Origin of the sequence: Streptomyces himalayensis subsp. himalayensis, assembly GCF_013778455.1 — a bacterium.
Classification (GTDB): Bacteria; Actinomycetota; Actinomycetes; order Streptomycetales; family Streptomycetaceae; genus Streptomyces; species Streptomyces himalayensis.
Genome location: NZ_JACEHE010000010.1, coordinates 1 through 25,016, shown reverse-complemented (window position 1 = coordinate 25,016; position 25,016 = coordinate 1). Strand labels below are relative to the sequence as shown.

Genomic DNA, 25,016 nt, shown 5'->3' with positions numbered 1-25,016 from the left:
CCCGCCCCTCTTCTCAGAAATCGCTCATATCATCGGGCCGCATGAGATTGTTGCCCAAGCTCAACCAGGCGTTCGCTTCGGCGACGGGTTACCAGGTCCGTCGGGTGGTAAGTGCGCCCACGACGCCCGCCAAGAAGGCACCGGCGAAGAGCACGCCACCGAAGAAGCGTCCCGACGTGCCGTTCCGATGTCCCGACGACCCCGAGGTCGACCGGCTGCTGCGGCAACCCGTCTTCATCATGTCGCCCGTCCGGTCCGGCTCCACCCTGCTGCGCATGCTGCTCAACGCGCACCCGCGCCTGCACGCCCCGCACGAGCTGCACATCCGCCGCCTTGAGGTCGGATTCGGCAGCAAGCTCTCGCAGAAGGCCATGAGCGCCCTCGACCTAGATCGCGGTGATCTAGAGCATCTGCTGTGGGACCGGGTCCTGCACCGCGAACTGACCAAGTCCGGCAAGGACTTCATCGTCGAGAAGACGCCGAGCAACGCCTTCGCGTACAAGCGCATAGCCGCCTGCTGGCCGGACGCCAAGTTCGTCTTCCTGCTGCGCCACCCCGTGTCCATCGCGCGCTCCTGGCACGAGGCCGACCCCGAGAAGCGCACCTACGACGAGGCCGCGGCCGACGCGCTGCGCTACATGAAGGCCGTCGAGAACGCCCGCAAGGGCCTCACCGGCGGCCACACCATCCGCTACGAGCAGCTCACCGAGGACCCCGAGGGACAGCTGCGGAGCCTGTGCACCTTCCTCGGCATCGACTTCGACGCCTCGATGCTCGCCTACGGCGAGCGCCAGGACGGCGACCTCGTCAAGGGGCTCGGCGACTGGCGCGACAAGATCCGCACCGGCCGGGTGCAGGCGGGCCGTGAACTGCCCAAGGAGGACGAGATACCCGAGGTCCTCCAGCCGATGTGCGTGTCCTGGGGTTACGCCTCGTGAAGCCGCACGCCGAGATAGAACAGGTGTGGCCGCGGGACGGACGTATACGCATCGTGGGCCGGCTGTACGGAAGGCGCGGGGACAGCGGCAGGGACTGGCGGCTGCTGCTGGTGCGCCGGAGCAGCACGCAGCAACTGCGGTACCGGGCCCGGGTCGAGGACGACCGCTTCGAGAGCGAGGTACCGGTCGCGGACCTCGCCGCATACGACACGGACGGCATCGAGCAGTGGGATCTGCACCTCACGGACGGTGAGGTGAAGCTGCGGGCCGGGCGGCAGCTCGACGACAACCGCGACAAGAAGAAGATCATGGTCTATCCGGCTCAGCGTGTGCCGGCCGCCCGCGGGACCCTCACGGTGCAGCCGTACTACACGGTCCAGGACAATCTGTCGCTGGAGTGCCGCGTATGAGACCCGGCATCAAGATCCGCTATCTGCTGCTGCACGCCTACGGCCGCGGCGGCACCATCCGTACCGTCATGAACCAGGCCAACTCCCTTGTGGCCGCGGGCTGGGACGTCGAGCTGGTGAGCGTGCTGCGCCGCCGCGACGAGGTGCAGTTCCCGCTGGACTGCCGGGTCACCGTGTCCACGCTGGTCGACCTGCGCGAGCGCGCGCTGGAGCCGGCGCGGGGCCTGGTCGCGCGGCTGCGCGACCGGCGCCGGACCCGGCAGCTGGAGGTGCCCGCGCGGGAGATCCCCCGTGGGGAGTTCGGCTACCGCTACTTCAACCGGCACGTCGAGGACGCGGTCATCGCGTACGTGGCGTCCCTGCGCGACGGCGTCCTGGTGACCACCAGGCCGGCCCTGAACTTCCTCGCCGCGCGGCATGCGACCGGCGGGGTGATCCGGGTGGCGCAGGAGCACATGAACCACGGCACGCATCGGGTGGACGTCCAGCGGCGCATCGTGGAGTGCTATCCGGAGTTCGACGCGGTGGCCGTGCTGACCGAGCGCGACCGCCAGGACTACGAGCAACTGCTGCCGGGCACGCGCGTCATCCGGATTCCGAACGCCGTTCACACGCTGGATCAGATTCCGTCACGCCCCGAATCGAAGATCGCGGTGGCGGCCGGGCGGCTCTTCCCGCAGAAGGGCTTCGACCTGCTGATCCCGGCATGGGCGCGGCTCGTCGAGAAGTACCCGGACTGGCAGTTGAGGATCTACGGCAGCGGCGAGAAGAAGGCGGAGTTGAGGGCCCTCATCGAGGAGCACCATCTCTACAACCACGTCTTCCTCATGGGGCACACCGACCGCCTCGACGACGAGCTCGCCAAGGCCTCCTTCTACGTGCTCAGTTCGCGCTTCGAAGGGCTGCCGATGGTGATGATCGAGGCGATGAGCCACGCACTGCCCGTGGTGGCCTTCGACTGCCCGACGGGACCGGCCGACGTTCTCACACACGGCGTGGACGGCCTGCTGGTGCCGGCCCAGGACACCGACGCACTGGCCGACGCCATGGGACGGCTCATGGCCGACCAGGAACTGCGGGCCGAGATGGGAGTCGCCGCCCTGATGACCTCGGCCTCCTACGGCCCGGGTTCCGTCCATCCGCGGTGGGAGGCGCTCTTCACCGAACTGCACGAGACCCGGCACCGCAGCGGTGCCGCGAAAGGACTTCACGTATGACCACGGCACGGGCACAGGGAGCCACCGTCTGGCTCACCGGCCTGCCGAGCGCGGGCAAGACGACGATCGCACGCGGACTCGCGGGCCGACTGCGGACGGAGGGCCACCGCGTGGAGGTCCTGGACGGTGACGAGATCCGTCGCTTCCTGTCCGCGGGCCTCGGCTTCAGCCGCGAGGACCGCAACACGAACGTGCAGCGGATCGGACTGGTCGCGGAGGTGCTGGCGCGCAACGGCGTGCTGACGGTCGTCCCGGTGATCGCGCCCTACGCGGACAGCCGTGAGGCGGTGCGCAAGCGGCATCAGGCGAGCGACACGCCGTACTTCGAGGTGCATGTCGCGACGCCGGTGGCGGTGTGCAGCGACCGCGACGTGAAGGGCCTGTACGCGCGTCAGGCGGCGGGTCAGCTGACCGGGCTGACGGGTGTCGACGACCCGTACGAGCCGCCGGTCGACCCCGAGCTCGTGCTGGAGACGCAGCACCAGACGCCGGAGCAGTCGGCGGACGCGGTGTACGCCATGCTGGCGGCGAGGGGGCTGGTGTGATCACTCTGGCGCTGAAGGCGTTCGCCCCGGCGGCGATTCGGTTCTCCGGGACGGGGCTTACGGGAGCGAAGTAGTCCCCCGGCAGGGGGATGCGTCCCACGCTTCAGCCGTCCAGCGTCAGGCGCGGCTTAGGTGCGTCGAGGCGGCCCGTCTGGGGTCGCCTGCTTCCCGCACGGTACGGAAGGGGCCAGTTCACCCCAGGCCCCGCGTACCCCTGTTCGGCCGCGGCGTGCAACGTCCAGTGCGGGTCGTACAGGTGCGGCCGCCCCAGTGCGCACAGATCCGCACGTCCCGCCAGGATCAGCGAGTTGACGTCGTCCCACGACGAGATCGCACCGACCGCGATCACCGGGACACCCACCTCGTTGCGGATCCGGTCCGCGAACGGCGTCTGGTACGAGCGTCCGTACGCGGGCCGCTCGTCCGGAACGACCTGCCCCGTGGAGACGTCGATGGCGTCGGCGCCGTGCGCGGCGAACGCGCGGGCGATCTCGACGGCCTCGTCGGCCGTGGTACCGCCGTCCGCCCAGTCCGTGGCGGAGATCCGGACCGTCATCGGCCGGTCCTCCGGCCAGATGGCCCGTACCGCGTCGAACACCTCGAGCGGGAAGCGCAGCCGCCGCTCGAGGGAGCCCCCGTAGCCGTCGGTCCGTCGGTTGGTCAGCGGGGAGAGGAAGCCGGACAGCAGATAGCCGTGCGCGCAGTGCAGTTCCAGCAGGTCGAAGCCGCAGCGGGCGGCGCGCCAGGCGGCGGCCACGAACTGCTCGCGGATGTCGGTGAGCCCGGCCCTGCCGAGTTGCCGGGGTGCTTGGCTGTCGGACCGGTACGGAAGGGGGGATGCCGCCGCGAGCGGCCAGTTGCCGTCGTCGAGCGGTTCGTCGATGCCTTCCCACATCAGCTTCGTGGAGCCCTTGCGCCCTGAGTGCCCGAGTTGGACGCCGATCGCGGTGCCGGGGGCGTGGGTGTGCACGAAGTCGGTGACGCGGCGCCAGGCCCCGCCCTGTTGAGGGGTGTAGAGCCCGGTGCAGCCGGGCGTGATGCGGCCCTCGGCGCTGACGCACACCATCTCGGTCATCACCAGTCCGGCGCCGCCCAGCGCCCGGGCGCCCAGATGGACGAGATGGAAGTCGCCGGGGATGCCGTTCTCGGCCGAGTACATGTCCATCGGCGAGACGACGACGCGGTTGCGCAGGGTGAGGTCGCGCAGCCGGAAAGGGGTGAACATCGGGGGCGTGCCGGGCGGACAGCCGAAGTCGCGCTCCACGGCCTCGGTGAAGTGGGCGTCGCGCAGCCGCAGATTGCCATGGGTGACGCGGCGGCTGCGGGTGAGCAGATTGAAGGCGAACTGGCGCGGCCGCTGGCGGAGATACATGCCGAGGTTCTCGAACCACTCCAGGCTGGCGAGGGCGGCGCGCTGCGTGGACTCGACGACGGGCCGGCGCTCGGCCTCGTACGCGCGCAGTGCCTCGCCGAGATCCGACTGTTCCGTGAGGCAGGCGGCGAGCGCGAGGGCGTCCTCGACGGCGAGCTTGGTGCCCGAGCCGATGGAGAAGTGCGCGGTGTGGGCGGCGTCGCCGAGCAGGACGATGTGGCCGCGCGAGCTCCCGCCGGAGTCCGCGCGCGAGCTCCCGCCGGAGTGCGGACGCGAGCTCCCGCCGGAGTCCGCGCGCGAGCTTCCGTCAGTACTGCTCCCGCGGTCCGCGTCGGAGCTCACGTCGGACCAGTGCTGGTTGACGACCGTGCGGAAGTTGATCCACGAGGAGCTGTTGCCGCGCAGGGGACGGCCGCCGAGGGCATCGGCGAAGATCTTCGCGCACCGCTCGACGGACTCGTACTCGTCGGCCTCCGCGAATCCGGCGGCCCGCCAGACCTCTTCGCGCATCTCCACGATGACGGTGGAGGAATCGGCCGCGTACGGGTAGCCGTGCAGCTGCATCACGCCGTGTTCGGTCTCGGCGATCTCGAAGCGGAAGGCGTCGAAGGCGAAGTCCGCGGCCAGCCAGATGTAGCGGCAGCGGTGGGTGGTGAGGGCCGGCCGGAAGACGTCCGCGTGTGCCTCACGGGTGATGCTGTGTACGCCGTCCGCGGCGACGACCAGGTCGTACGCGGAGGCCAGCTCGGCCGCGGGCGGGGCCTCCGTACGGAAGCGGAGGTCGACGCCGAGCGAGCGGCAGCGTTCGTGGAGGATGCCCAGCAGCCGACGCCGACCGAGCGCCGCGAAGCCGTGCCCACCGGCGGTGTGGCGGGCGCCGCGGTGCACGATGTCGATGTCGTCCCAGCGTACGAACTCGGCCTCGAGCGCCGCGTACACGACGGGGTCGGCGTGCTCGATACCGCCGAGCGTCTCGTCGGACAGGACGACACCGAAACCGAAGGTGTCGTCGGGCGCGTTGCGCTCCCAGACGGTGATCTCGCGCCTCGGGTCCAGGCGCTTGAGGAGGGCCGCGGCGTACAGCCCGCCGGGGCCACCGCCGATGACCGCGACGCGGCGGGCGAGGCCGCGGCGGCTCACCACGGGCTCAGCGTCCGGAGCAGGCTCAGCGTCCGGAGCGGGCGCAGCGTCCGGAGCGGGCTCGGCTCCCGGAGCAGGCTCCGGCGCATACCGCGCCGCCGGCACCGCTATCGCCCCCGCCACTTCGGTGGCCGCTTCTCGGTGAAGGCCGCATGGAACTCGGCGTAGTCCTCGCCGTTCATGAGGAGCGCCTGCGTCGACGCGTCCAGTTCGACCGAGGCGGCGAGCGGCATGTCCAGTTCCGCGGTGAGCAGCGCCTTCGTCTGGGCGAGGGCGAGGGCGGGACCGTCGGCGAGGCGGCGGGCCAGTGCGTGGGCGGCCTCGTCCGCCTGTCCCTCGTCCGTGAGCTCGCTGATCAGCCCGATCCGCTCGGCCTCCGGCGCCCGCACGGGCTCGCCCAGCATCAGCAGCCTCGTGGCGTGGCCGAGCCCGACGACCCGCGGCAGCAGATAGGCGGCACCCATGTCACCCCCGGAGAGGCCCACCCTGGTGAAGAGGAAGGCGAAACGGGCCGAGGGGTCGGCGACCCGGAAGTCTGCGGCCAGTGCGAGGACGGCGCCCGCACCCGCCGCCACACCATGGACGGCGGCGATCACCGGGAAGGGACATTCCCTGAGGGCCCGTACGACCTGCCCGGTCATCCGGTTGAAGTCGAGCAGCTGGGATGTGTCCATGGCAAGCGTGGCGCCGATGATCTCGTCGACGTCCCCACCGGAGCAGAAGCCGCGCCCCTCCCCGGCGAGCACCAGAGCACGTACGGATTTCTCGCGGGACATCTCGGCGAGCAGATCGCGTAGATCGGCGTAGGCACCGAAGGTGAGCGCATTGAGTTTCTCGGGGCGGGCCAGGGTGACGGTGGCGACCCCGTCGGAGACGGCGCAGCGGACGTGACGCCAGTCGCGGGTGCGCGATGCGGAGCCGATGAAGGGACTCATGACGTGCGGCCTCCTCGGACGGGGCGGCTACTCTCCCGAAGTTATCACCGATATCTGACCGTCGTCACTATCCCGCAATAGCGTTCCGGGGACCCTGTCGTGCCTTACGGCCCAGCCTCCCGGCCTGCGCCCCCCGGGCCCACGCACCCCGCACCACCAGGGACATTCGTCCCGGACAGACCCGACCGGAGCCTCTGCACCGGCACCCCTTACCATTCATACGGTTGAAAGCAGGACGACCCCGGATCACCTGCTCCCGAACGGACCTATCGTGTACGACCTCCCAGCCACGAGCCCCACGCCCTCCGCCTGGCGCATCACGCTGCCGCACAGCACCGCAGCCGTGCCGGTCGCCCGCGCCCTGGTCCGTACGGCCTTCGCCGAGATCGAGTGCTGCGCAAGCGAGAGCGACACCGCCGAGCTGCTCACCGCAGAGCTGGTCGCCAACGCGGTGGAGCACACCGAGGGACACACCCCCATAGAGCTGGTGGTGGAACTGCTGCCCACCGGCTGTCAGGTCGAGGTGCACGACCGCGACCCCGCGCCGCCCGCTCAGCTCACCCAGCCGGACCCCGTCGAGCCGCCGGACCCCTGGCAGGAGCACGGGCGCGGCCTTCTCCTGATCCGCGCCCTGAGCTCCTCCTGCGGTCACCGCCCCACCACGACGGGCAAGGCGGTCTGGTTCAGGCTCCCCGCGGTACCTCAGCAGCGGCGGCCTTCGTAGGCTCCGGCTCGGCACCCGGGTCGACCCCAGGCCCCGCATCCGGCCCAGCCTCTTCCGACGCCGACGCCGACGCCGACGCCGACGCGGCCTGCGCCCCGAGCCTCGAGTGACGGCGCCCGTACCCGGCGTACACCAGCACCCCCACAGCCAGGAACACGGCGAACTGCACCCAGGTCTCGACACCGGTGCCGTACATCAGATACACGCAGAAGCCGATGCCCAGCAGCGGGCTGACCGGGTAGAGCGGCACCCGGAAGCTGCGCTTCAGCTGCGGGCGGCTGCGGCGCAGCGCGATCACGGCGAAGTTGACGACCGCCATGACGGCGAGCGTGCCGATGGTCGTCAGGTTCATGATCGCGTCGAGCGGTACGACGGCCGCGGGGATCGCGAAGACGACCGCGACGATCCAGGTGCCGGCGACCGGCGTGGACGTCTTGGGCGAGATCCGCTCGAAAACGCGCGGGACAAGGCCGTCGCGGGACATCGACATCAGGATGCGGGTCTGCCCGTACATCACGGCGAGCACGACCGAGGCGATCGCGACGACCGCGCCGAAGGCGATCACGGCGCCCCCGACGGTCGAGCCGGTGACCTCATTGACGATCAGCGACAGCGCCGCGGGCGTCCCGGCCACGCCGTCCGCGGAGAACGCGCCGATCGCGGCAACCGCGACCAGGGAGTACAGCACGGTGACGATGCCGAGGCAGATCAGGATGGCGAGCGGGATGTTGCGCCGCGGGTTCTTGACCTCTTCACCGGCCGTGGTGATGGCGTCGAAGCCGATGTACGAGAAGAAGGCGAGCGAGGCGCCCGAGGTGATGCCCGCTACGCCGAAGGGCGCGAAGTCGGAGAGATTGCCCTGCTGGTAGGCGGTGAAGGCGATACCGCAGAAGAGGACCAGGATGGCGATCTTCAGAACGGCCATGGCGGCGGTCGCCCGCGCGCTCTCGCGCATACCGCGAACCAGGAGCAGCGCGGCGAGCACCATCACGATCACGGCCGGGACGTTCACGACGCCGCCGTCGCCCGGCGGGTTCGCGAGGGCGGCCGGCAGCTCCCAGCCGATGACGCTGTCCAGGAGTTCGTTGAGGTACTGACCCCAGCCGACGGCGACCGCGGAGGCCGAGACGCCGTACTCGAGGAGCAGGCACCAGCCCACGAGGAACGCCATGCGCTCGCCGAGGGTGGCGTAGGCGAAGGAGTAGGACGAGCCGGAGACCGGTATCGCACCGCCCAGCTCGGCGAACGAGAAGGCCGTGAAGATGCAGCTGATCGCGGCCAGCACGAAGGAGATGACGACCGCCGGACCGGCCTCGGCGACCGTGTCGGACAGGCCGACGAAGATACCGGTGCCGACGACCGCGCCGACACCGAAGCACACCAGCTGGAACAGCCCCATGGTGCGCCTCAGGCCATGGCCTTCGAGGTCCGCGCCCGATTCGGCGACGAGCAGTTCGGGGGATTTGACCCGGAGTCCGGATCCGGACGGGCGGGGGCGGGGCATGGGTGGTTCTCGTTTCTGGTGGTGCTGGACGCGGCGGGGTGGGCCGCGCGGCGGCGGGCACGGGAAGGGTGGTCCGGGCCTGCCGGTGTTTACGGTTGTGCGAAGCGGTGTCGGTGTTCCGAAGCGGTGTCGGTGTTGCGAGACGGTGTCTCGTGTTTGCGACGTGACCAAAGGCGCCGGGGAGCGCCCCCGAAATGCTAAAGGGCCTCAGCCGAGCGTCGCGACCAGCACCGCCTTGATGGTGTGCAGCCGGTTCTCGGCCTCGTCGAAGACGACCGAGTGCGCGGACTCGAAGACCTCGTCGGTGACCTCGAGGGAGTCCAGGCCGTGACGCTCGTGGATCTCGCGGCCGACCTTGGTGCCCAGGTCATGGAAGGCCGGCAGGCAGTGCAGGAACTTCACGTCGGGATTGCCGGTCGCGCGCAGCACGTCCATCGTCACGGCGTACGGCGCGAGCGCGGCGATGCGCTCGTCCCACACCTCCTTGGGCTCCCCCATCGACACCCACACATCGGTCGCGACGAAGTCCGCACCCTGCACGCCCTCGGCGACGTCCTCGGTGAGGGTGATGCGCGCACCCGACTTCTCGGCGAGCCGCCGGGCCTCCGTCACGATCTCCTCGGCCGGCCAGTAGGACTTCGGGGCGACGATGCGTACGTCCATGCCGAGCAGCGCGCCCGTGACCAGGTACGAGTTGCCCATGTTGAAGCGGGCGTCGCCGAGGTAGGCGAAAGCCATCCGCTCCAGCGGCTTGCTGCTGTGCTCGGTCATCGTGAGCACGTCGGCCAGCATCTGCGTGGGGTGCCAGTCGTCGGTGAGACCGTTGTAGACGGGCACGCCCGCGTGGGCGGCGAGCTCCTCGACAGCGGCCTGGCTGTCCCCGCGGTACTCGATGGCGTCGAACATCCGCCCGAGCACACGCGCCGTGTCCTTCACCGACTCCTTGTGCCCGATCTGCGACCCGGACGGGTCCAGATACGTGGTGGACGCGCCCTGGTCCGCGGCCGCCACCTCGAAGGCGCAGCGCGTACGGGTCGAGGTCTTCTCGAAGATCAGCGCGATGTTCCGGCCGGTCAGCCGCCTGGTCTCGGTCCCCGCCTTCTTGGCCGCCTTGAGCTCGGCGGCCAGGTCGATCAGGCTCCGGAACTCCTCGGCGGTGAAATCCAGCTCCTTGAGGAAGTGGCGGCCGGTGAGACCGGTCGGGACTGTCGCCATGGGAGCTCTCCTGGGTGTACGGATGCGGGAACCATGGAAGTCTATACGATCGTCAACATTTGTATGCGGATCGTCGAGGTCGATGAGGCGCCGACGCGTTGCACCACTACGCGGCCACAGCCTCCCGCTCCACCGGACAGCTCATGCACCGCGGCCCACCCCGCCCCCGCCCCAGCTCGCTTCCCCGGATCTCTATGACCTCGATGCCCTGCTTCCGCAGGTGGGTGTTCGTCGTCGAGTTCCGCTCGTAGGCGACGACCACACCCGGCTCGACCGCGAGGACGTTGCAGCCGTCGTCCCACTGCTCCCGCTCGGCCGCGTGCACGTCCTGTGTGGCGGTCAGCACACGGATCTCGCTCAGCCCGAGGGCCGCGGCGATCGCCCGGTGCATGTGCTCCGGCGGATGGTCGGTGACCTTCAGCTCCCGGCCGTCGACGCCCGGCTCGATGGTGTACGAGCGGAGCATGCCGAGTCCGGCGTACTGCGTGAACGTATCGCCGTCGATCATCGTCATGACGGTGTCGAGATGCATGAGCGCACGCCGCTTGGGCATGTCGAGTGCCACGATGGTCTGCGCCGACCCGGCGGCGAAGAGCTTGTGCGCCAGCATCTCGACGGCCTGCGGGGTCGTCCGCTCGCTCATGCCGATGAGCACGGCGCCGTTGCCGATCACCAGCACGTCGCCGCCCTCGATGGTCGACGGGTAGTCGTGCTGCCCCTCCGACCACGTGTGGAACGGGCCGGCCCGGTCGGCGTGGAACAGCGGGTGGTGCCGGTAGATCGCCTCGAAGTGCACCGTCTCGCGCTGCCGGGCGGGCCAGCGCATCGCGTTGATCGAGACCCCGTCGTAGATCCAGGCCGAAGTGTCGCGGGTGAAGAGGTGGTTGGGCAGGGGGTGGAGCAGGAAGTCGTCGAGCTCCATGACATGGAAGCGGACCGATGTGGGCTCCGGGTGCCGCTCCAGGAACTCCCGCTTGGTCATCCCGCCGACCAGCGCCTCGGTGAGCTCGGCCGGGCCCATCGTCTCGAAGGCCGCCCGCAGATGGTCCGTGGCCAACGGACCGTACTCCTTCTCGTCGAAGACCCGGTCCAGTACGCGGTTCCTGGCCGCCGGGATGGCGAGGGTCTCGGTGAGCAGGTCACCGAAGAGATGGACCGTCACGCCGCGGTCGCGCAGGACATCAGCGAACCCGTCGTGCTCCTGCCGCGCCCGGCGCACCCACAGCACGTCGTCGAAGAGCAGCGCGTCCTTGTTGCTCGGAGTGAGCCGCTTGAGTTCCAGATCGGGGCGGTGCAGGATGACGCGCCGCAGCCGCCCGGCCTCGGAGTCGACATGGAATCCCATGCCCTCATCCTGACCACTCGGCCACCCCTTCACCCCTCGGTTGCAGCAGTCAGCAGTTCGGGGCGGGCCAGCGCGCGCCGGGCGTCGCCGCGGCCGGGGTGCAGCGCGGCCCGGGCGACGATCCAGCCCGCGAGGGTGGCCGGATCGTCCGGGGTGCGCGCCAGCATGTCGGCGTACCGGGCGACGGCACTGGCGGGGTCGCCGGCGGCCAGGTACTCGTCGGCTGTGCGGGGCGCGGCGGGCGGCTCGGCGAAGGCGTGGGTACGGGTGTCGGCCCACGGAAGGGCGCCGGCGGGGAGGCAGGGCCGGGCACCGGGGCCGTCCAGGTTGCGCAGCCGCCATTCGGTGCGGTGCAGGGCGGCGGCCGTGCGCGCCCGGGCGAGCGCGGCCGCGTCCACGGGCTCGCGCAGCCACCCGTCGAGGGTTGCGGCGAGCCCGGACACCAGGCGCCGCCCGGGTGCGGTGAGCCGGCCGCTGCCGAGCAGGGTCCGCACGACGACACGGGTCTGGAGCCGGCGCAGCGCGAAGTGGTACGCGGCGGTGGGGCTGCTGGGATCGTCGGCGAGGCGGTCGCGCCAGAAGCCGGTGACGGCCGTGAAGGCGTAGGCCCCGTGCAGCAGGCCGGTGAGGTGGCGGGGGTCGGGCCGCCACGGGGCGTAATGGCACTCGGCGCGGTCGTCGTCGATCAGCTCGAAGAGGTGGAGAAGAGCGGCGAGTTTGCTGTGCTGGAACTCGTGGACCAGGGTCTCGGCGAGGGCGACGGCCGTCGCGGGCCGCGAGACCACCATGGCACCGTAAGCGTCGCCGCTGGTGGCGGAGGTGCGGACGAAGGGCGGGGGCGGAGGCGTGCTCGTGGTACGTCCCCAGGGGACGACGACACGAACCGCGGCGGGGACGAGCCGCCCGGGCCCGTACCCGGTGTCCGGCCCGCGCCCGTCATCCGGCCCCTCACCGCTGCGCGCCCCGAGCAGCAGCCCCAGAGCCTCGTCGAACAGCCGCTGCCAGGCCGCGGTCTCCTCGTCGTCGAGCCGTTCCGCCGGCACGGGCCCGTCGAGGTCGCGGTACGGATCGAGGTCGTCGAGCAGTACCGTTCCGCCGCCCGCGGAGGCGGGGAGGGCGAGGGTGCGCAGCGGAAGCCAGTGCGGTCCTGCGCCGACCGCCGCTTCGGAGCTGCCCGCGGGGACGGTGGCGGGGCGGCAGCGCACGGCCGGCACGCCGGGGGCGCCCGGCACGGTCACCGTCACCTCTCCCCCGCTGACCCGCGCCCGCCCCACCGTGGGGTGAGGTGCCACGCCCGGCACCCGCAGGCGCCCGAGACCGGGCAGGTGCAGGGCGCCGTCCATGAGGGGGACGAGGAGGTCGGCGGTCGTGCCGGCGTGCACGGCCGCGACGACGGCCAGTGCGCACAGGTGCCCGGCCTCGGCCCACATCGGCGGCCCGGAGGACGTGCCGTGACTGCGGCGCAGTACGTGGCCGAGCCAGCTGCCCGTCCCCGGTGCGAGCAGCAGCCGCTCCACGGCCTCGGGCGCCGCCCCGGCCGCCTCCTTGAGGACGGCCCAGGCCCGCGTGGGCGGCGTCAGCGGCGTGGGCAGGGCGTCGAGCCGGTCGAGCAGGGTGCGCAGGAGGAGCAGCCGGCGCGCGCGCTCACCGCGCTCCAGGAATGCCAGGGCCTCGGCTGAGTGGCCGCCCGTGGCGAGCTGCGCGAAGAGGTGGTCGGGCATGGTGAGCGGCGGATGCGAGGGGCGGTGCGGCTCTGGGCGGTACGGGGGTGCCATGCCGTGCGTGGTCGTACCGTGCTGGGTCATTGCGCGCGGCCTTCGTGAGTGGGCGGGCGAGGGCGGCTACTCGGCGCGTCCGGGTGGATCGCCGCCCCCTCCACGGATGCTGGAGCGGGCGCGGAGCACTTCCCCGAGCAGGCGGGCCCCTGGCGAGAGGGGGGCGAGTGACTCCACGTCGGTGAGGGGCATCCCCGTGAGGTCTGCCAGCTCCGACTCCCAGGCGGGGGCTCCCGCGGCGTCCGACGTGGGGGACGGATGGATGGCTACGACGTCGGCGTCGTGCCTGGCGGGTGCTGGCTGATCCAAGATCGGTCCCCCTTCACGCACGGTGGCACGCAATGCCCCGTCTCCTTCCATCATGGCCAAGCGGGCCCTCGTCGGAAACCTGTGCGATCAGGCCACATGATCAGGCCGACCGCCCAGGTTCGTCCTTTCTCGGCGTCAACTCCCGCAGGGAGGCCTCGAGTTCGGCCGCAAGTGTCGGGTCGTCGTCGACCGCGACCACAGCGTCGTACAGCTCCTGCAGCGCGGCGGGACCCCGGCGGCGCAGCGCAGTGAGGATGCCGGTGACATCCGTACGCGCCTTGGTGTGCCGGGGCAGCGTTCCGGTGAGAGCGGGGCTGAGCTGGCCGACCACGGTCTGCCGTTCGGCCGGGTCGGCCATCAGCGGATACGCGAGCAGTGCATCCACGGCGCGCGGCAGCGGGGAACGCGCGGGCAGTTGGGGCGCGGCGGGCGCTTGGGGCGCGGGCGCTTGGGGCGCGGGCGCTTGGGGCGCGGGCGCTTGAGACGTGGCGGGCTGGGACGTGGCGGGCGCTTGAGATGTGGCGGGGGGCAGCACCTCGGTCCGCCCAGGGCTGCGCAGCAGGATCTCCGGGTCCTGCGCGGTGCGATGCGCGGCCCGCAGTTCTTCCACCTTGGCGCGTACGACGGGGAAGAACTCCTCCGGGTCGGGCAGAGCGGGCAAGTCGGCGGCCCGCTCGGCGAGCAGGCCGAGCACGATCTCGGAGAAGAGACCGGTGGCACGAACAGGGTCGTTGGCGGCCTCCCTGCCACGGCCCGCCGCCCGCAGCACGATCTGACGGTGGGCCAGAGTCCGGTGCCCGCCGGGCAGGGCGTCCGGCGGCAGCGGATCCCGGAAGTCCAGGTCCTCCTCGAACGTCTCGCAGGCGTCGACGATCCACAACTGGTCGGTGAGCGATGCCACTGCGTCGCTCGTGTACCGGTCGAGCGCCGACTCCAGGTCGATGGACACCTTGTCGCCGGTCGTGGCGTCGGCACAGAGCAGGCGGGTGTGCCCGGACCGGTCGAGGACGCCATGGCCGCCCCACCACACCCACAGCACGTCGCCCTGCGCCGGGGAGAGTTCGTGGACGAGGGTACGTCGGAGGGTGGCGTGGTCGGCGCCCGCGTACGGAATGCCCGGCGCGAAGCCTTCCAACGGGGCGAGATGGAGCCTGAGTCGGGAGTCCGGGACACCGGCGGAACGCAGCAGGGAGTGGAAGGCGAGGGCGTCACGGGCGGGCCCCGGAAGGTCCCAGCTGTGCCCCGCGTCGTACCGCTCGATACCGACGATCAGTGCGTGCACCCGGTCGGGGCTGAGGTGGCTCACGGCAGGCGGCCCACGATGTGGCGGTAGACGGCGGGGTTGGTCCAGTAGGCGCTGTGCGAGGCGGGGAAGGGCTGGCGGCTGTCGACGGACACGTCCGTGACGCGGCCGGGGAAGAGACCCGCGCCGAGGTACGCGAGCAGGTCCCGGGGGTCGTACAGATTGAGCCAGTCGGGAACGTGGGGCGGCAGCGGCTGCGGGTGGGTGAGCGAAGGCAGGGAGCCGGACTCGTACAGGAACGGACCCTGGGAACCGGCCGTCACCAGGAGGCGGACCTGGGGCAGCGGCGCGCCGACGAGGGTGTCGAGGGCGATGATGCCGCCGAGGCTGTGGCCGATGAGGACCACGGGTCCGTGCAACTCGCCTATCAGGGCGCGTAGTTCGGCCCGCAGAGGCTCGCCGCGGCTGAGGTAGCGCAGGATGTCGCCGGCGGCGGGGTGGGCGGCCTCGGTGAGGGCGCGGCGGCGGCGCAGGGCGGCCCGTGCCGCGGCGCCCGTCGCGATGCGCAGCAAGCGTCCGCGGAGTGTGCGCCCGCTGCCGGCGGGTGGCGCGCCCAGGGTCTCGGCGAGGCAGGCGGCCACGGCGTCGCGGGTGTCGCCGTCGGGGATCAGCGGTGCGTCGGCGTCGAGCGCGGCGGCGATGACACGGGCTGTCAGGGCGCGGGCGAGGAGGACTGCCAGGTCCTCCGGGGACAGGGCGGCGGCAGCCGGTGCGAGCAGCGGGTGGGCGGCCAGCGCGGTCGCGGACTCGGCGAGCCCGGGCCCCAGTTCGGCCGCGGCTGCGTCCCCTTGGGCGGCCAGCTCGCCCAGGCGGACGCGCACGGACTGCTCGGGGCGGGCCGCGCCGGGAGGGCGCTCGGCCTTGGGCGGCGCGGCGGCGGCGGCCAAGGCGAGTTCGGCGTCGGGGTCGTCGTAGAGGACTCCCCAGGCGGCGATGTCGCCCCCGTCCCCGTCCTGGGCGGCCAGGGTCCGGGCATGCCCGGTGGACGGCGGCAGACTGGCACCTCCGGCGCCGAGTGTCGCGCCATGGGTGTCGCCCCAGTAGAACGGTACGAACCGCAGCCCGGACCGCTCGGCGTCGAGCGAGGCGCGGACGCTCTCGGCCAGCGCGGTGAAGCGCGGCTCGCGCACCCCTGTCCCGTGGATGAAGACGACCGTCGTCCCCGTCATACGCGCAACCCCCCGTCGGCGCCGTGACCGTGGCAGCAATGCCACGGTCGTCACATGACTGTCACAGCGTCACATCACCAGTGTGGCATGGACGTTCTGGATAGCACCCCGGGCGATGACACGCGGTGTCACCGCCCCGGGAACCGGACCCTCTGCAGCGGTCTTCGCAGGGGCCTTCTACCGCGGCCTCTACAGCGGCATCGGCGCAAGGTCGCACTCGATGCGCCGGCGCTGCTGGGCCGCCAGCAGCCAGGGATGGTCGCTGCGCACCACGCGGGTGAAGCCCTCCACGGCGCGCCGGCCCAGTTCGTCGGCCTCCTCGCCGCGGCCCAGCCCCCGCAGGTCCAGGGCGAGGTTGGCGGTGCAGGCGAAGGTCAGCGGGTGGTCCGGGCCGACTGCCTCGGTCAGCAGCGGCAGATTGGCCTCGTCGACCTCGTGGGCGTGCTCGAAGTCCAGGCGGGCGTAGTGGTTGTTGGCCTGGCCGATGGCGACGGTCCGGGTCAGCACGTGGCGCTTGCCGAGGGTCGCCGTGAGGCGCGCCGCGGCCGCGTCGTCGAGTTCCTGTGCCGTGTACACATCACCAAGGGCACGCCCGGTGGCCGCCAGGTTGGCCATGGTGATGAGGGTGTGCGCGTGGTCGGGGCCGAGGCGCTGCGTGTTGCGGCGCACGGTCTCCTCTCCCAAGGAGCGCGACCCTTGCAGGTCTCCGACCAGGCGCCGGTCGACGACTACGTTGATCGCCACCGTGAGGGTGGCCGAGTGGTCGTCGCCGTAGCGTGCCGTCAGGCGGCGCAGCGTCTCCTCTGAGAGCTTCGCGGCCTCGGTCACGGCGCCGTCGCGGCGCCGGAGCACGGCGAGGTTGCGAGCGGCGGCCATGGCGGTGGGGTTGCCCTCGCCGACGGCCTCGCGCTGCCTGCGGTACGTCTCCTCCTGGCGGTCCCGTGCCCCGGGGTAGTCGCCGCTCTCGCACATGTCGAGGGCGACGGCGTTGAGGGTGTTGAAGGTGAGGCCGCTGTTCGGGCCGAACAGCAGGTCGCGCAGACGGTGCGTCTCCTGGTCGAGGGCGAGTGCTTCCCGGTACTGCCCGCACAGGCGCAGCCCCACCCCGAGGGCGTGAGCCGCCTGAAGCGTCGTCGGGTCCTCGGGCCCGAACTGCGACCTGGCCCGGTCGTACGCCTCCTGGGCGAGGTCGCGAGCCTGGGTGAACGCGCCCTGGTAGCGCAGCGCGTCGCACATCTGGGTCATCGAGTCGAGGAGCTCCTCCTCGTCGACACCGGCGCGGCGGGAGATCTCCAGCGCCTCTTCGTTGAGCGGAATCGACTCGGCGACCCGGCCGAGAACACGCAGGCAGAAGGCGAGGAGCTTGGAGATCCGCAGGGCCTGCGCGTTGTCCTCACCGGAAGTCCGAGTCCACGTCTCGCGCGCCTGCCTGGCGAGGACGACCGCGTTCTCGTGGTCGCCCCAGTAGTACAGGAACGACGTCGTGTCGTGGATGAGATCGCGTACCCAGGTGTCGTCGCTGGCGACCGCCTCGGAGGTGAGGATGTGCGGCAGCAGCGCCAGGTAAGCCGGCCATTCCAGGGACGAGGATGGCTGACCGGGCTTCGCCGCGGACAGCAGCTGGTGAGCGGCGCCACGGGTCGTCTGGCGCTCCTCCTCCCCGAGCTTGGTCAGCAGCACGTTCTGCAGCAGCCGGTGCATCTGCAGTGTGTCGTTGCGCAGGTCCAGTTTCACCAGCGAGAACTGGCTCAGGTCGCGGATGGCCCGGCTGAGCTTGATCGACTCGCGCAGCACCGGGTTGATGTCGGGCGCGATGTCGATGCCGCGGCTGCCTCGGAGCAGCGAGAGCGGCACGGGCTCGGGGGCCATGCAGGCGCAGATGTCGAGGAGTTTGCGGGCGCCGGGGTTGTTCTCGGCGATGCGGCCGAGCGAGATGTCCCAGGCGGCGGCGACGGAGACCGGATAGTCCGGGTTGGGGTCGAGCTCAAGGATCTCCGGGCTGCGCTGATCGAGGAGCGCGAGGTACTCGCTGACGAGCATGCCGGTGACCGCCCGCCACGCTCCCGCCTGCTCGACGGCGAGGGGCAGGTCGCCGAGCGCCCCGGCCAGTTGCCCGGCCTCCTCGCGGGACAGATCGGGAGAGCGCTTCTGCAGCAGCTGGATCGACTCGTCGCGCTCGAAGACGTCCACCGGCAGCGGGGTGGCGACCCGCTCCCAGTCGCGGTTGCGCGAGGTGACGATGATCTTGCCCGGCCCGTTCGCGGGGAAGTAGCCGCGGACGGTGTCGATGTCCTCCGCGTTGTCGAACACCAGCAGCCAGTTGTCGTACGGAACGCCCGTGCGCAGTGCTTCCAGGACCGCGGGCACAGCGGTGTTGGCGGCCGGGGCGCCCCGGTTCTCCGCGTCGGCGGGGACGACGCCGAGACGGGCGGCGAGCTGTGAGAGCGCACCGAGGATGAGACTCTCGCGCTCGGCGGGGATCCAGCAGATCACCTTGTACTGCTGCTGGTGCTTGTACACGTACTCGAGGGCGAGCTGCGACTTGCCGACACCGCCCAGGCCCTGCAGTGCGTGCGGCAGCACCGCCGCGGCGTCCTGGGCCTCCAGTTGCTCCTCCACCAGGGCCAGCAGCGCCGTACGCCCGACGAACGATGTGTTCCGCAGGGGTACGTTCACCAGAAGGGCGTTCCCTGCGCTGGTGGTGCTGCTGTGCATGGGTGGCTCAGCCTCCGGGGCTTGAGGGTCGGACGTGGCGGGGAGGACCGGAATCGGCACGAGCTCTCCAGAGGGTCTATCGGCGTTCTCATCCTGGTCAACGCCGTCCGTGACGGACGGTGACGACTCCGGAGAATGCCCGGCAGGAACAAGATCGTGTCGATTCATACCATTTTGCGGGAGTTCAAAAGTTTGAGGCAGTTCGATGCGGTTGGCCCGTTCGCTGTACATGTTCCCGGAGAGCGCCCGCATGATGGCGAGCTCGGGGCGCCACCAGTCGTCCCACGGGTCGGGCAGCGGACGGCCGACGGGGTCGCGCACCGCGGCCCGCAGCGCCACCCCGCCTCGGCCGGCCGCAGGCAGTTCCCCCAGCAGGCCGACGATGCGGGCGAGTTGAGGGCGGGTCGTCGTGGCGAGCAGGGCCTCGCGCACTCCGTCGGCGAAGTCGGGGCGTCCTTCGCCCGCACCGTCCCAGTCGATGAGGCCGCCCATGAAGATCTCCGCGAGATGAGCTGGGCCCGTCTCGGGCATGGCGCGCCGGCGGAGTTGGTCGATGAGACCGAAGTCGATGGGCACGGTGGCCAGATGGGCGGCGAGGCGGCGCGCCGCGGGAGTGGCGAGGGTACGGAAGCGGCGCACGATGGCGCGGGCGGCGGCGGGCAGGCCGTGGCGCGGGGCGTTCAGGCCGGGCGCGGGCGAGCCCTTGGTGAGCGCGCCCGCCAGTACGACGGGCAGGGCGTGCCGCAAACCCCGTTCGCCGGTCACCAGGTCGGCCCAGGCGGCCAGCGACTGGGGCTTGAGCGAGAGCACCGGCACGGGCACGGTGTCGTCCCCGCCCTCCGGCAGGGGACGTACCGGGTCGGGTCCGCTGGTCGGCGGCCGGTGCAGCAGAACGGGGTTGGGTGCGCCGAAACCGCCCGCCTCCAGGACCGCCGGGTACGGGTAGAGCGACGAGCGGTGCCGTAAGTGGGGTGGCAGCAGATGGACGACCGCGGTGGGTCCGGCGCGGCCGAGGCGGGTCAGCAGCGCGTCGGCGGCCCGCCCCGCCCAGCCGTGCGCGAGGCCGTCGGTGACCACGAGGAAGATCCGGGTGCCGCTGCCGTCGAGGAGTTCGGCGGGGTCGGCGCCGGATGTGGTGTCCCAGCGCAGCGAGGGCGCGCCCTCCGTGGGCAGGACCACCTTGACGGGGCGGACGTCGCGGAAGGCCCCGCTGGCCTCCGCCGCGGAGGTCAGCCTCGCCAGGTCCTCGTCCCAGATGCGCACCGTGGGCGCGTCGTCGACGAGCAGGACCAGGTCGAACGCGGTGTCCTCGGCGCGCCGGAAGTACGGCAGCCACAGATCGTCGGCGAGAGCCCGCTCGGCGGTGAGGACCTCGTCGAGTTCCAGCGCGGTACGGGAGGGCACCCGGCGGCCGACTCGGTGCAAAGAGCGGGCTAACAGCGCGGTGCGCCGGGCGGGGGCGGGCCGGTCGGAATCGGGCATGGGCAGCCGCGGCCGGTCCAGGCGCAGGGTCAGCGGGCCTTCGGGGTCGGCGTCCGGCATCGGAGACGGCACGGTCCCCGTGTCGGGGAGCGGCGGCGTATACGGGATGTCGGGCATCGGCCCCGGCGGCGGCCCGGGCTCCGACGGCGGCAGGGGTGGCGGCGCCTCGGCCTCACCGCTCCCGGGGGTGTGGCCTCGGCTGTCCCAGTACGCGGCTAGCCAGACGGCGTCGGCGAGTTCCTGCCAGTGCGGAGAGGACTCCGGCACGTCGGGCGTGGCGTGGCCCGCGGGGGTGCGGGGTGGATGGGCCGACGGAACCGCCCGGCCGGTGTCGCCCTCGCCTGGACCGGGTGAACGCTCCCTGGGAAAGCCGTTCAATTCAGCGGCCCTTCGCGAGGTCGCGGAGCAACGACTCCACGAGCTTACGCCCGTTACCGTCCGCCTGGAAACCACCCATAGTGGTCAACTGGACAGCGTTGAGTAGTTGGTCGAGGGAATGCGTGCCGCCGCCCTGCACCCGCTGCAGGAATTGGTCGACCAGCGGCTCCGCCTGCTCCTCGTCGGCCTCGAGGTGGCTGCGCACGATCGCCAGGAGCTGCTCCTTGCCCGGCATACGCATCTCCAGGGGCAGGCATCGCCTGCGGAACGCGGCCGGAAACTCACGCTCGCCGTTGCTGGTGATCACCACGATCGGGAACTGGCGGCACTCCACCCTGCCCCGCAGGATGTCCGCGCGGCCGCCGAGATCGTCGGTGTGGACGCTCGCCGTGTCGGCGGCGTCGCGGGCCAGCTCCGCGATCTCGTAACTGCCGTTCTCGAGCGCGTGCAAGAGGTCGTTGGGCAGGTCGATGTCGCTCTTGTCGAGTTCGTCGACCAGAAGGACGCGGGGGCGGTCGTAGGGCAGGAGAGCGGTGCCGAGCGGGCCGAGCGTGATGAAGTCGCCCAGCGTGGGCGGTCGGTGCTGCGCGTCCGCGGGGTCGCCGGTGTGCTCCGGTGAGGACTCGGGCGACGCAGGTGGGCGCGGGGAGTCGTCGGGGCCGGCGGCGCGCGACTCGGCCCGCCACGCGGCTATGGCCTGGGCGCGGCCGATGGCGTCGTATGCGTACAGGCCGTCGCGCAAGGAGGTGCGGCTGACGATGTTCCACGACAGGACGCGGCCCAGGCCGAGTTCACGGGCGATCAGATAGGCCAGAGTCGACTTGCCGACTCCGGGCGGGCCCGTGACGAGCAGCGGCCTGCGCAGCAGGAGGGCCGCGTTGACCGTGTCGACCTCGGACTCGTCGAGGTGCGGGGTGATGTCGACGCGGCCGAGGCGCCGCAACTCGGCGGGCTCGTCCGCGGGCGGTTCGGGCAGGGCCGGGCCGCCCGCGAACCGGCGCCAGGCCGGTGGCTTCGGCAGGGACGGCGCCTTCCCCTTCGGGGGCACGCCCGTGGCTTGGAACACCCGCCAGGCGTGCGGGTCGCGCTCCTCCTGCGCCGTCATGGCCGTGCCTCCTCACTGTCGGTGCGCGGTTCTCCGCCGGGGTCGGCCGCGCGATCGGGGTGGACAGCGCCGGAGCCGTTGACGGAGCCGGCGGTGCTGGTCTCGTGGAGGTCGCGGCTGTCGCGGGCGCCGAAGCCGGTGCTCTGCCCGGTCGGCCCGCCGAGGGTCTCGTCGACGGTATCGCCGTATACGTCGGCCTCCGCGCCGACGAGCGCGTCAACGGCCGTGCCGGACGCGCCGTGCCGGATCAGGCCGGCTCCCTCGTGGACGTCGACGTCCACGAGGCGCGTCGGATCGTCCCAGAAGAAGGCGATGTGCTTGCCCAGGAGCAGCGGGCCCGCCACGTCGTGCTCGGCCCGGCGCCTCAGCCGCTGGATCGCCAGGGGGATCTGGGTGGACGTCGAGACCGAGGCGAACACGGCACTGACCACTTCCCTGCGCTCGTGCGCGAAAACCCCCCTGCGGTCCCAGACCGCGAGGCCGATGCCCTCCGCGAGCGCCGCCTTGAGCGCCGTGAGGGCCGACTCGTCGCCGGGCGCATCGAGGACGACCGCTGTGCAGCCGGGCTCGCCCGCGAGTGCGGTCTGCCATTTGGCCAGGTCACCGGGGTCGGGCCCGAGCCAGCTGTGGACCTTCACGCCGTCCCGGCGCAGTGTGCGCCATCGCTCGCGCCAGGCTGCCATGACGACCGGGTCGTCCGTGCGCATGCGGTCCAGGCTGCGTAGATGCACTGCGTATTTCAGCGCGAGCGACATGGCCGCACCGTCCCCGAAACGGAGCCTCAGTCCGGCCATGTCGTGGTTGAGCAGTTCGTACGGGAGCATGAACTCGACGTACGCCGCGGGGTGCTCGGGGTCGGGACGTTCGGCGGCGCCGTCGGTGCGCTGGTCCGCCCACAGGCGCGAGGCGCGCCGCAGGGCCCGTTCGAGTGCGGGGGCGAGTCCGTCGAGGGTGGTGTGCTCGGGCTCGGCGGGCTGCGGGTCCCAGCGGCCCGGCCCCGTGTTGAACCAGGACCGTACGACGATGTCTTCGGAGGTGTCCCGGGCGGGGTCCACGGCGACGATCAGGCAGCGCGGGATCTCCGGGTCGAGGACCGCGGTGGCCCGTCCGAGGCGCCGCTGCTCGAGGACGTGGGTCAGGCCGGCGTGCTGTGCCCAGGAGTCTGCCCAGCCGGTGAGGGGCGCGGCATGCTCGGTGCCGGCTGCGTGCTCGGCGGCGTGGTCGAGGAGCAGGACGGCCGGCGGCAGACCGTCCGGTTCGACCATGAACTCCGCCAGGTAGCGCAGTAACTGCGTGGGAGTGCGGTGGAGAGGCACCTCGCACACGACGTCGGCGGCGAGGTCGTTGCGCAGCCGGTCGGCGGGCAGGACGTCCTCGGCGGCCTCCAGCAGGCCCTGAGCGGTGCGGATGTCGTACCCGCTGAGCGGCCCCTGCTGGAGGCTCACCGCAGGTGGCTGCTGGGCCGCCGTGGCGATGAGCCGGTGCAGTTCGGCGGCGGCGTCCGGACCCTCGTAGGCGTGGACGACGTCCGCCAACACGAGCTCACCGTCCGGGACGCTCAGCGCCGTACGCACCAGGGCGACCACGTCCGGGCGCTGTTTTCTGCCCTGCAGGTCTATCGGGCGGCCGAGGTCCTGCCCGAGTGACTGGGCCAGTTCCAGGCGGCTCTGGGCGTCCTCGGTGCAGCCGAGCCGGCACAGGGCGTCCGTCAGCAGGTTCACGAGCGCACGCTCGGACGCACGCCTGGCATCGCCCCCGGGCCCACCGCGTCCCGCTCCTGCCTCCACCGACCGTCCCCCATGAGTCGGTACGCCTGTCTGTACCGCCCAGCGAAGTTAGCACGCCAACTCACGGTTAACCAGGCGAGGTTGATGCGACAAGCGGGACGGCAGGGGCGGGACCGGCCACGACAGGCGTGGATCCACCGGCTCGAAGCCGGGCGTCCGACGGCTCAGAGTCGAGTGGCCACCGGCTCAGAGCCGGGCGTCCAACGGCTCCGAGCCGAGGTGCCACCCGCTCAGAGCCGAGGGTCCACCGGCTCCGACTCCAGTGCCAGCACCGCGAACACCGCCTCATGGACCCGCCACAGCGGCTCGCCCGCCGCGAGGCGGTCCAGTGCCTCGAGACCGAGGGCGAACTCGCGCAGCGCGAGCGAGCGCTTGTGGCCGAGGAAGCGGCCGCGGAGCCGCTCCAGGTTGTCCGGGCGCGTGTACTCGGGACCGTAGATGATCCGCAGGTACTCGCGGCCGCGGCACTTGATGCCCGGCTGCACCAACCGGCCCTGCCCGTCGCGAGCCACCGCCTCGACCGGCTTCACGACCATGCCCTCCCCGCCGCGGCCGGTCATCTCCAGCCACCAGTCGACGCCCGCCTGCACGGACGCCGGGTCGCCGGTGTCCACGAACAGCCTGCGGGTGGTCTGGAGCAGGCCGCTGACGTCGTGCTCGACCATGCGGTCGATCAGCGCCAACTGCCCGTCGTGCGGCAGCGCGGCGAGGCTCCGGCCCTGGACAGCGAGGACTTGGAACGGCGCCAGACGCACCCCGTCCAGACCGTCGGTCGTCCAGCAGTAACGCCGGTACGCGTCCGTGAACGCGGCGGCGTCCGCGGCCCGTTCCCGCTGCCTGGCGAGCAGATCGCCCACCTCGGCCCCGCGCGCCGCGGCCGCCTCCAGGACGGCGATCGCGTCGGGGAAGACGGCGCCGGAGGCGGCGCCCACGGCCGCGTACTGCGTACGCAGCAGCCCGGACGCCTTGAGCGACCAGGGCATCAACTCCGCGTCGAGCAGCAGCCAGTCCGTCTCCAGTTCCTCCCACAGCCCGGCCTGGGTCACGGCGGTGCGCAGCCGTCCGAGGACCTCCTCGGTGACGGTCACATCGTCGAAGAACGGACGGCCGGTACGGGTGTAGAGGGAGCCGGTCACGACTGCATCGCCGGTGGTGGCACCCGTAGTGGCCGTCGCACCGAAGCGCTCGCGCGCCACGTCCGCATCCCGGCACACCAGCGCCACCGCACGCGAGCCCATGTGCTTCTCCTCGCACACGACCCGCGCGACCCCGTCGGCCGCGTACTGCGCGAAAGCCTCCGCAGGATGCTCCAGGTAGCCCTCGATACGCGAGGTCGCGGTCGGCGCCATCGTCGGCGGCAGGTACGGCATCAGCCTCGGGTCGACGGCGAACCGGCTCATGACCTCCAGCGCCGCGGCCGCGTTCTCCTCACGCACCGAGACGCGGCCGGCGTGCCGGGTCTCCACGACCCGGCGGCCGTGCACATCGGCAAGGTCCAGCGGCCGCCCCTCGTGCCCGCCGGGCGCCTCGGTGGCAAGCGGCCTGGCCGGCTCGTACCAGACCTGCTCGGCCGGTACGTCGACGAGCTCCCGCTCCGGCCAGCGCAGAGCGGTGAGCTTGCCGCCGAACACCACACCCGTGTCGAGGC

The 25,016-nt window shown here is 71.8% G+C and carries 17 protein-coding genes and 1 pseudogene; 5 read left to right on the top strand and 13 right to left on the bottom strand.

The genetic code is table 11. The features are described from left to right. Positions 1-41 precede the first annotated feature (41 nt). Genes H1D24_RS17715 through cysC form a run of 4 tightly spaced genes read left to right on the top strand, consistent with a single transcriptional unit; the run spans position 42 to position 3,110 of the window. Positions 42-938 carry a sulfotransferase family protein gene (locus H1D24_RS17715; protein ID WP_181658571.1) on the top strand — a complete coding sequence of 299 codons (897 nt, stop codon included), beginning with the start codon at positions 42-44 and terminating at the stop codon, positions 936-938. After that, positions 935-1,348 carry a hypothetical protein gene (locus H1D24_RS17710; RefSeq protein WP_181658570.1) on the top strand — a complete coding sequence of 138 codons (414 nt, stop codon included), beginning with the start codon at positions 935-937 and terminating at the stop codon, positions 1,346-1,348. The genes H1D24_RS17715 and H1D24_RS17710 overlap by 4 nt, the downstream gene beginning before the upstream one ends. Next, entirely contained in the window at positions 1,345-2,565 is a 1,221-nt protein-coding gene (locus tag H1D24_RS17705) for a glycosyltransferase family 4 protein (RefSeq protein ID WP_220136865.1), read from the top strand. The genes H1D24_RS17710 and H1D24_RS17705 overlap by 4 nt, the downstream gene beginning before the upstream one ends. After that, entirely contained in the window at positions 2,562-3,110 is a 549-nt protein-coding gene (gene cysC / locus H1D24_RS17700) for an adenylyl-sulfate kinase (RefSeq protein WP_181658569.1), read from the top strand. Before H1D24_RS17705 ends, cysC begins: the two co-directional genes overlap by 4 nt. 103 nt (positions 3,111-3,213) lie before the next feature. Here the strand turns inward: cysC and H1D24_RS17695 are convergent, their stop codons facing one another. Together H1D24_RS17695 and H1D24_RS17690 are read right to left on the bottom strand one after the other, a co-directional pair. Further along, a complete protein-coding gene (locus tag H1D24_RS17695; protein WP_181658568.1) occupies positions 3,214-5,625 on the bottom strand; it encodes a bifunctional salicylyl-CoA 5-hydroxylase/oxidoreductase in 2,412 nt (803 codons plus the stop codon). A gap of 104 nt (positions 5,626-5,729) precedes the next feature. After that, a complete protein-coding gene (locus H1D24_RS17690; RefSeq protein ID WP_181658567.1) occupies positions 5,730-6,557 on the bottom strand; it encodes an enoyl-CoA hydratase family protein in 828 nt (275 codons plus the stop codon). 271 nt (positions 6,558-6,828) lie between these two features. Between H1D24_RS17690 and H1D24_RS17685 the strand changes: the two genes are divergently transcribed. Next, on the top strand, positions 6,829-7,281 hold the full coding sequence (locus H1D24_RS17685) for an ATP-binding protein (protein WP_181658566.1): 453 nt from the start codon (positions 6,829-6,831) through the stop codon (positions 7,279-7,281). Here the strand turns inward: H1D24_RS17685 and H1D24_RS17680 are convergent. The 11 genes and pseudogenes from H1D24_RS17680 to H1D24_RS17630 form a co-directional block, all read right to left on the bottom strand. Beyond that, positions 7,241-8,785, bottom strand: coding sequence for an amino acid permease (locus tag H1D24_RS17680; protein WP_181658565.1), 1,545 nt, complete (start codon positions 8,783-8,785; stop codon positions 7,241-7,243). The genes H1D24_RS17685 and H1D24_RS17680 overlap by 41 nt on opposite strands. Before the next feature lie 207 nt (positions 8,786-8,992). Beyond that, entirely contained in the window at positions 8,993-10,000 is a 1,008-nt protein-coding gene (gene argF / locus H1D24_RS17675) for an ornithine carbamoyltransferase (RefSeq protein WP_181658564.1), read from the bottom strand. 106 nt (positions 10,001-10,106) lie between these two features. Continuing rightward, complete coding sequence (locus H1D24_RS17670) at positions 10,107-11,345, bottom strand: arginine deiminase (protein ID WP_181658563.1); 1,239 nt, start codon at positions 11,343-11,345, stop codon at positions 10,107-10,109. 29 nt (positions 11,346-11,374) lie between these two features. Beyond that, complete coding sequence (locus H1D24_RS17665; protein ID WP_258564141.1) at positions 11,375-13,150, bottom strand: HEXXH motif domain-containing protein; 1,776 nt, start codon at positions 13,148-13,150, stop codon at positions 11,375-11,377. Positions 13,151-13,186: 36 nt separating this feature from the next. Beyond that, a complete protein-coding gene (locus H1D24_RS17660; protein ID WP_181658562.1) occupies positions 13,187-13,429 on the bottom strand; it encodes a hypothetical protein in 243 nt (80 codons plus the stop codon). A gap of 100 nt (positions 13,430-13,529) precedes the next feature. Further along, positions 13,530-14,735: an effector-associated domain 2-containing protein gene (locus H1D24_RS17655; protein ID WP_181658561.1), complete on the bottom strand. Its 1,206-nt coding sequence runs from the start codon at positions 14,733-14,735 to the stop codon at positions 13,530-13,532. Then, entirely contained in the window at positions 14,732-15,901 is a 1,170-nt protein-coding gene (locus H1D24_RS17650) for an alpha/beta fold hydrolase (protein ID WP_181658560.1), read from the bottom strand. The genes H1D24_RS17655 and H1D24_RS17650 overlap by 4 nt, the downstream gene beginning before the upstream one ends. A gap of 189 nt (positions 15,902-16,090) precedes the next feature. Then, entirely contained in the window at positions 16,091-20,365 is a 4,275-nt protein-coding gene (gene fxsT / locus H1D24_RS17645; RefSeq protein WP_309484359.1) for an FxSxx-COOH system tetratricopeptide repeat protein, read from the bottom strand. A gap of 112 nt (positions 20,366-20,477) precedes the next feature. Next, entirely contained in the window at positions 20,478-21,581 is a 1,104-nt protein-coding gene (locus H1D24_RS17640; RefSeq protein WP_181658558.1) for an AAA family ATPase, read from the bottom strand. Then, the gene (locus tag H1D24_RS17635) at positions 21,578-23,302 is read right to left on the bottom strand and encodes a VMAP-C domain-containing protein (RefSeq protein ID WP_181658557.1); all 1,725 of its coding nucleotides are present in this window, start codon (positions 23,300-23,302) and stop codon (positions 21,578-21,580) included. Before H1D24_RS17635 ends, H1D24_RS17640 begins: the two co-directional genes overlap by 4 nt. Before the next feature lie 296 nt (positions 23,303-23,598). Then, positions 23,599-25,016: pseudogene (locus tag H1D24_RS17630) on the bottom strand (polynucleotide kinase-phosphatase); the annotation flags it as partial.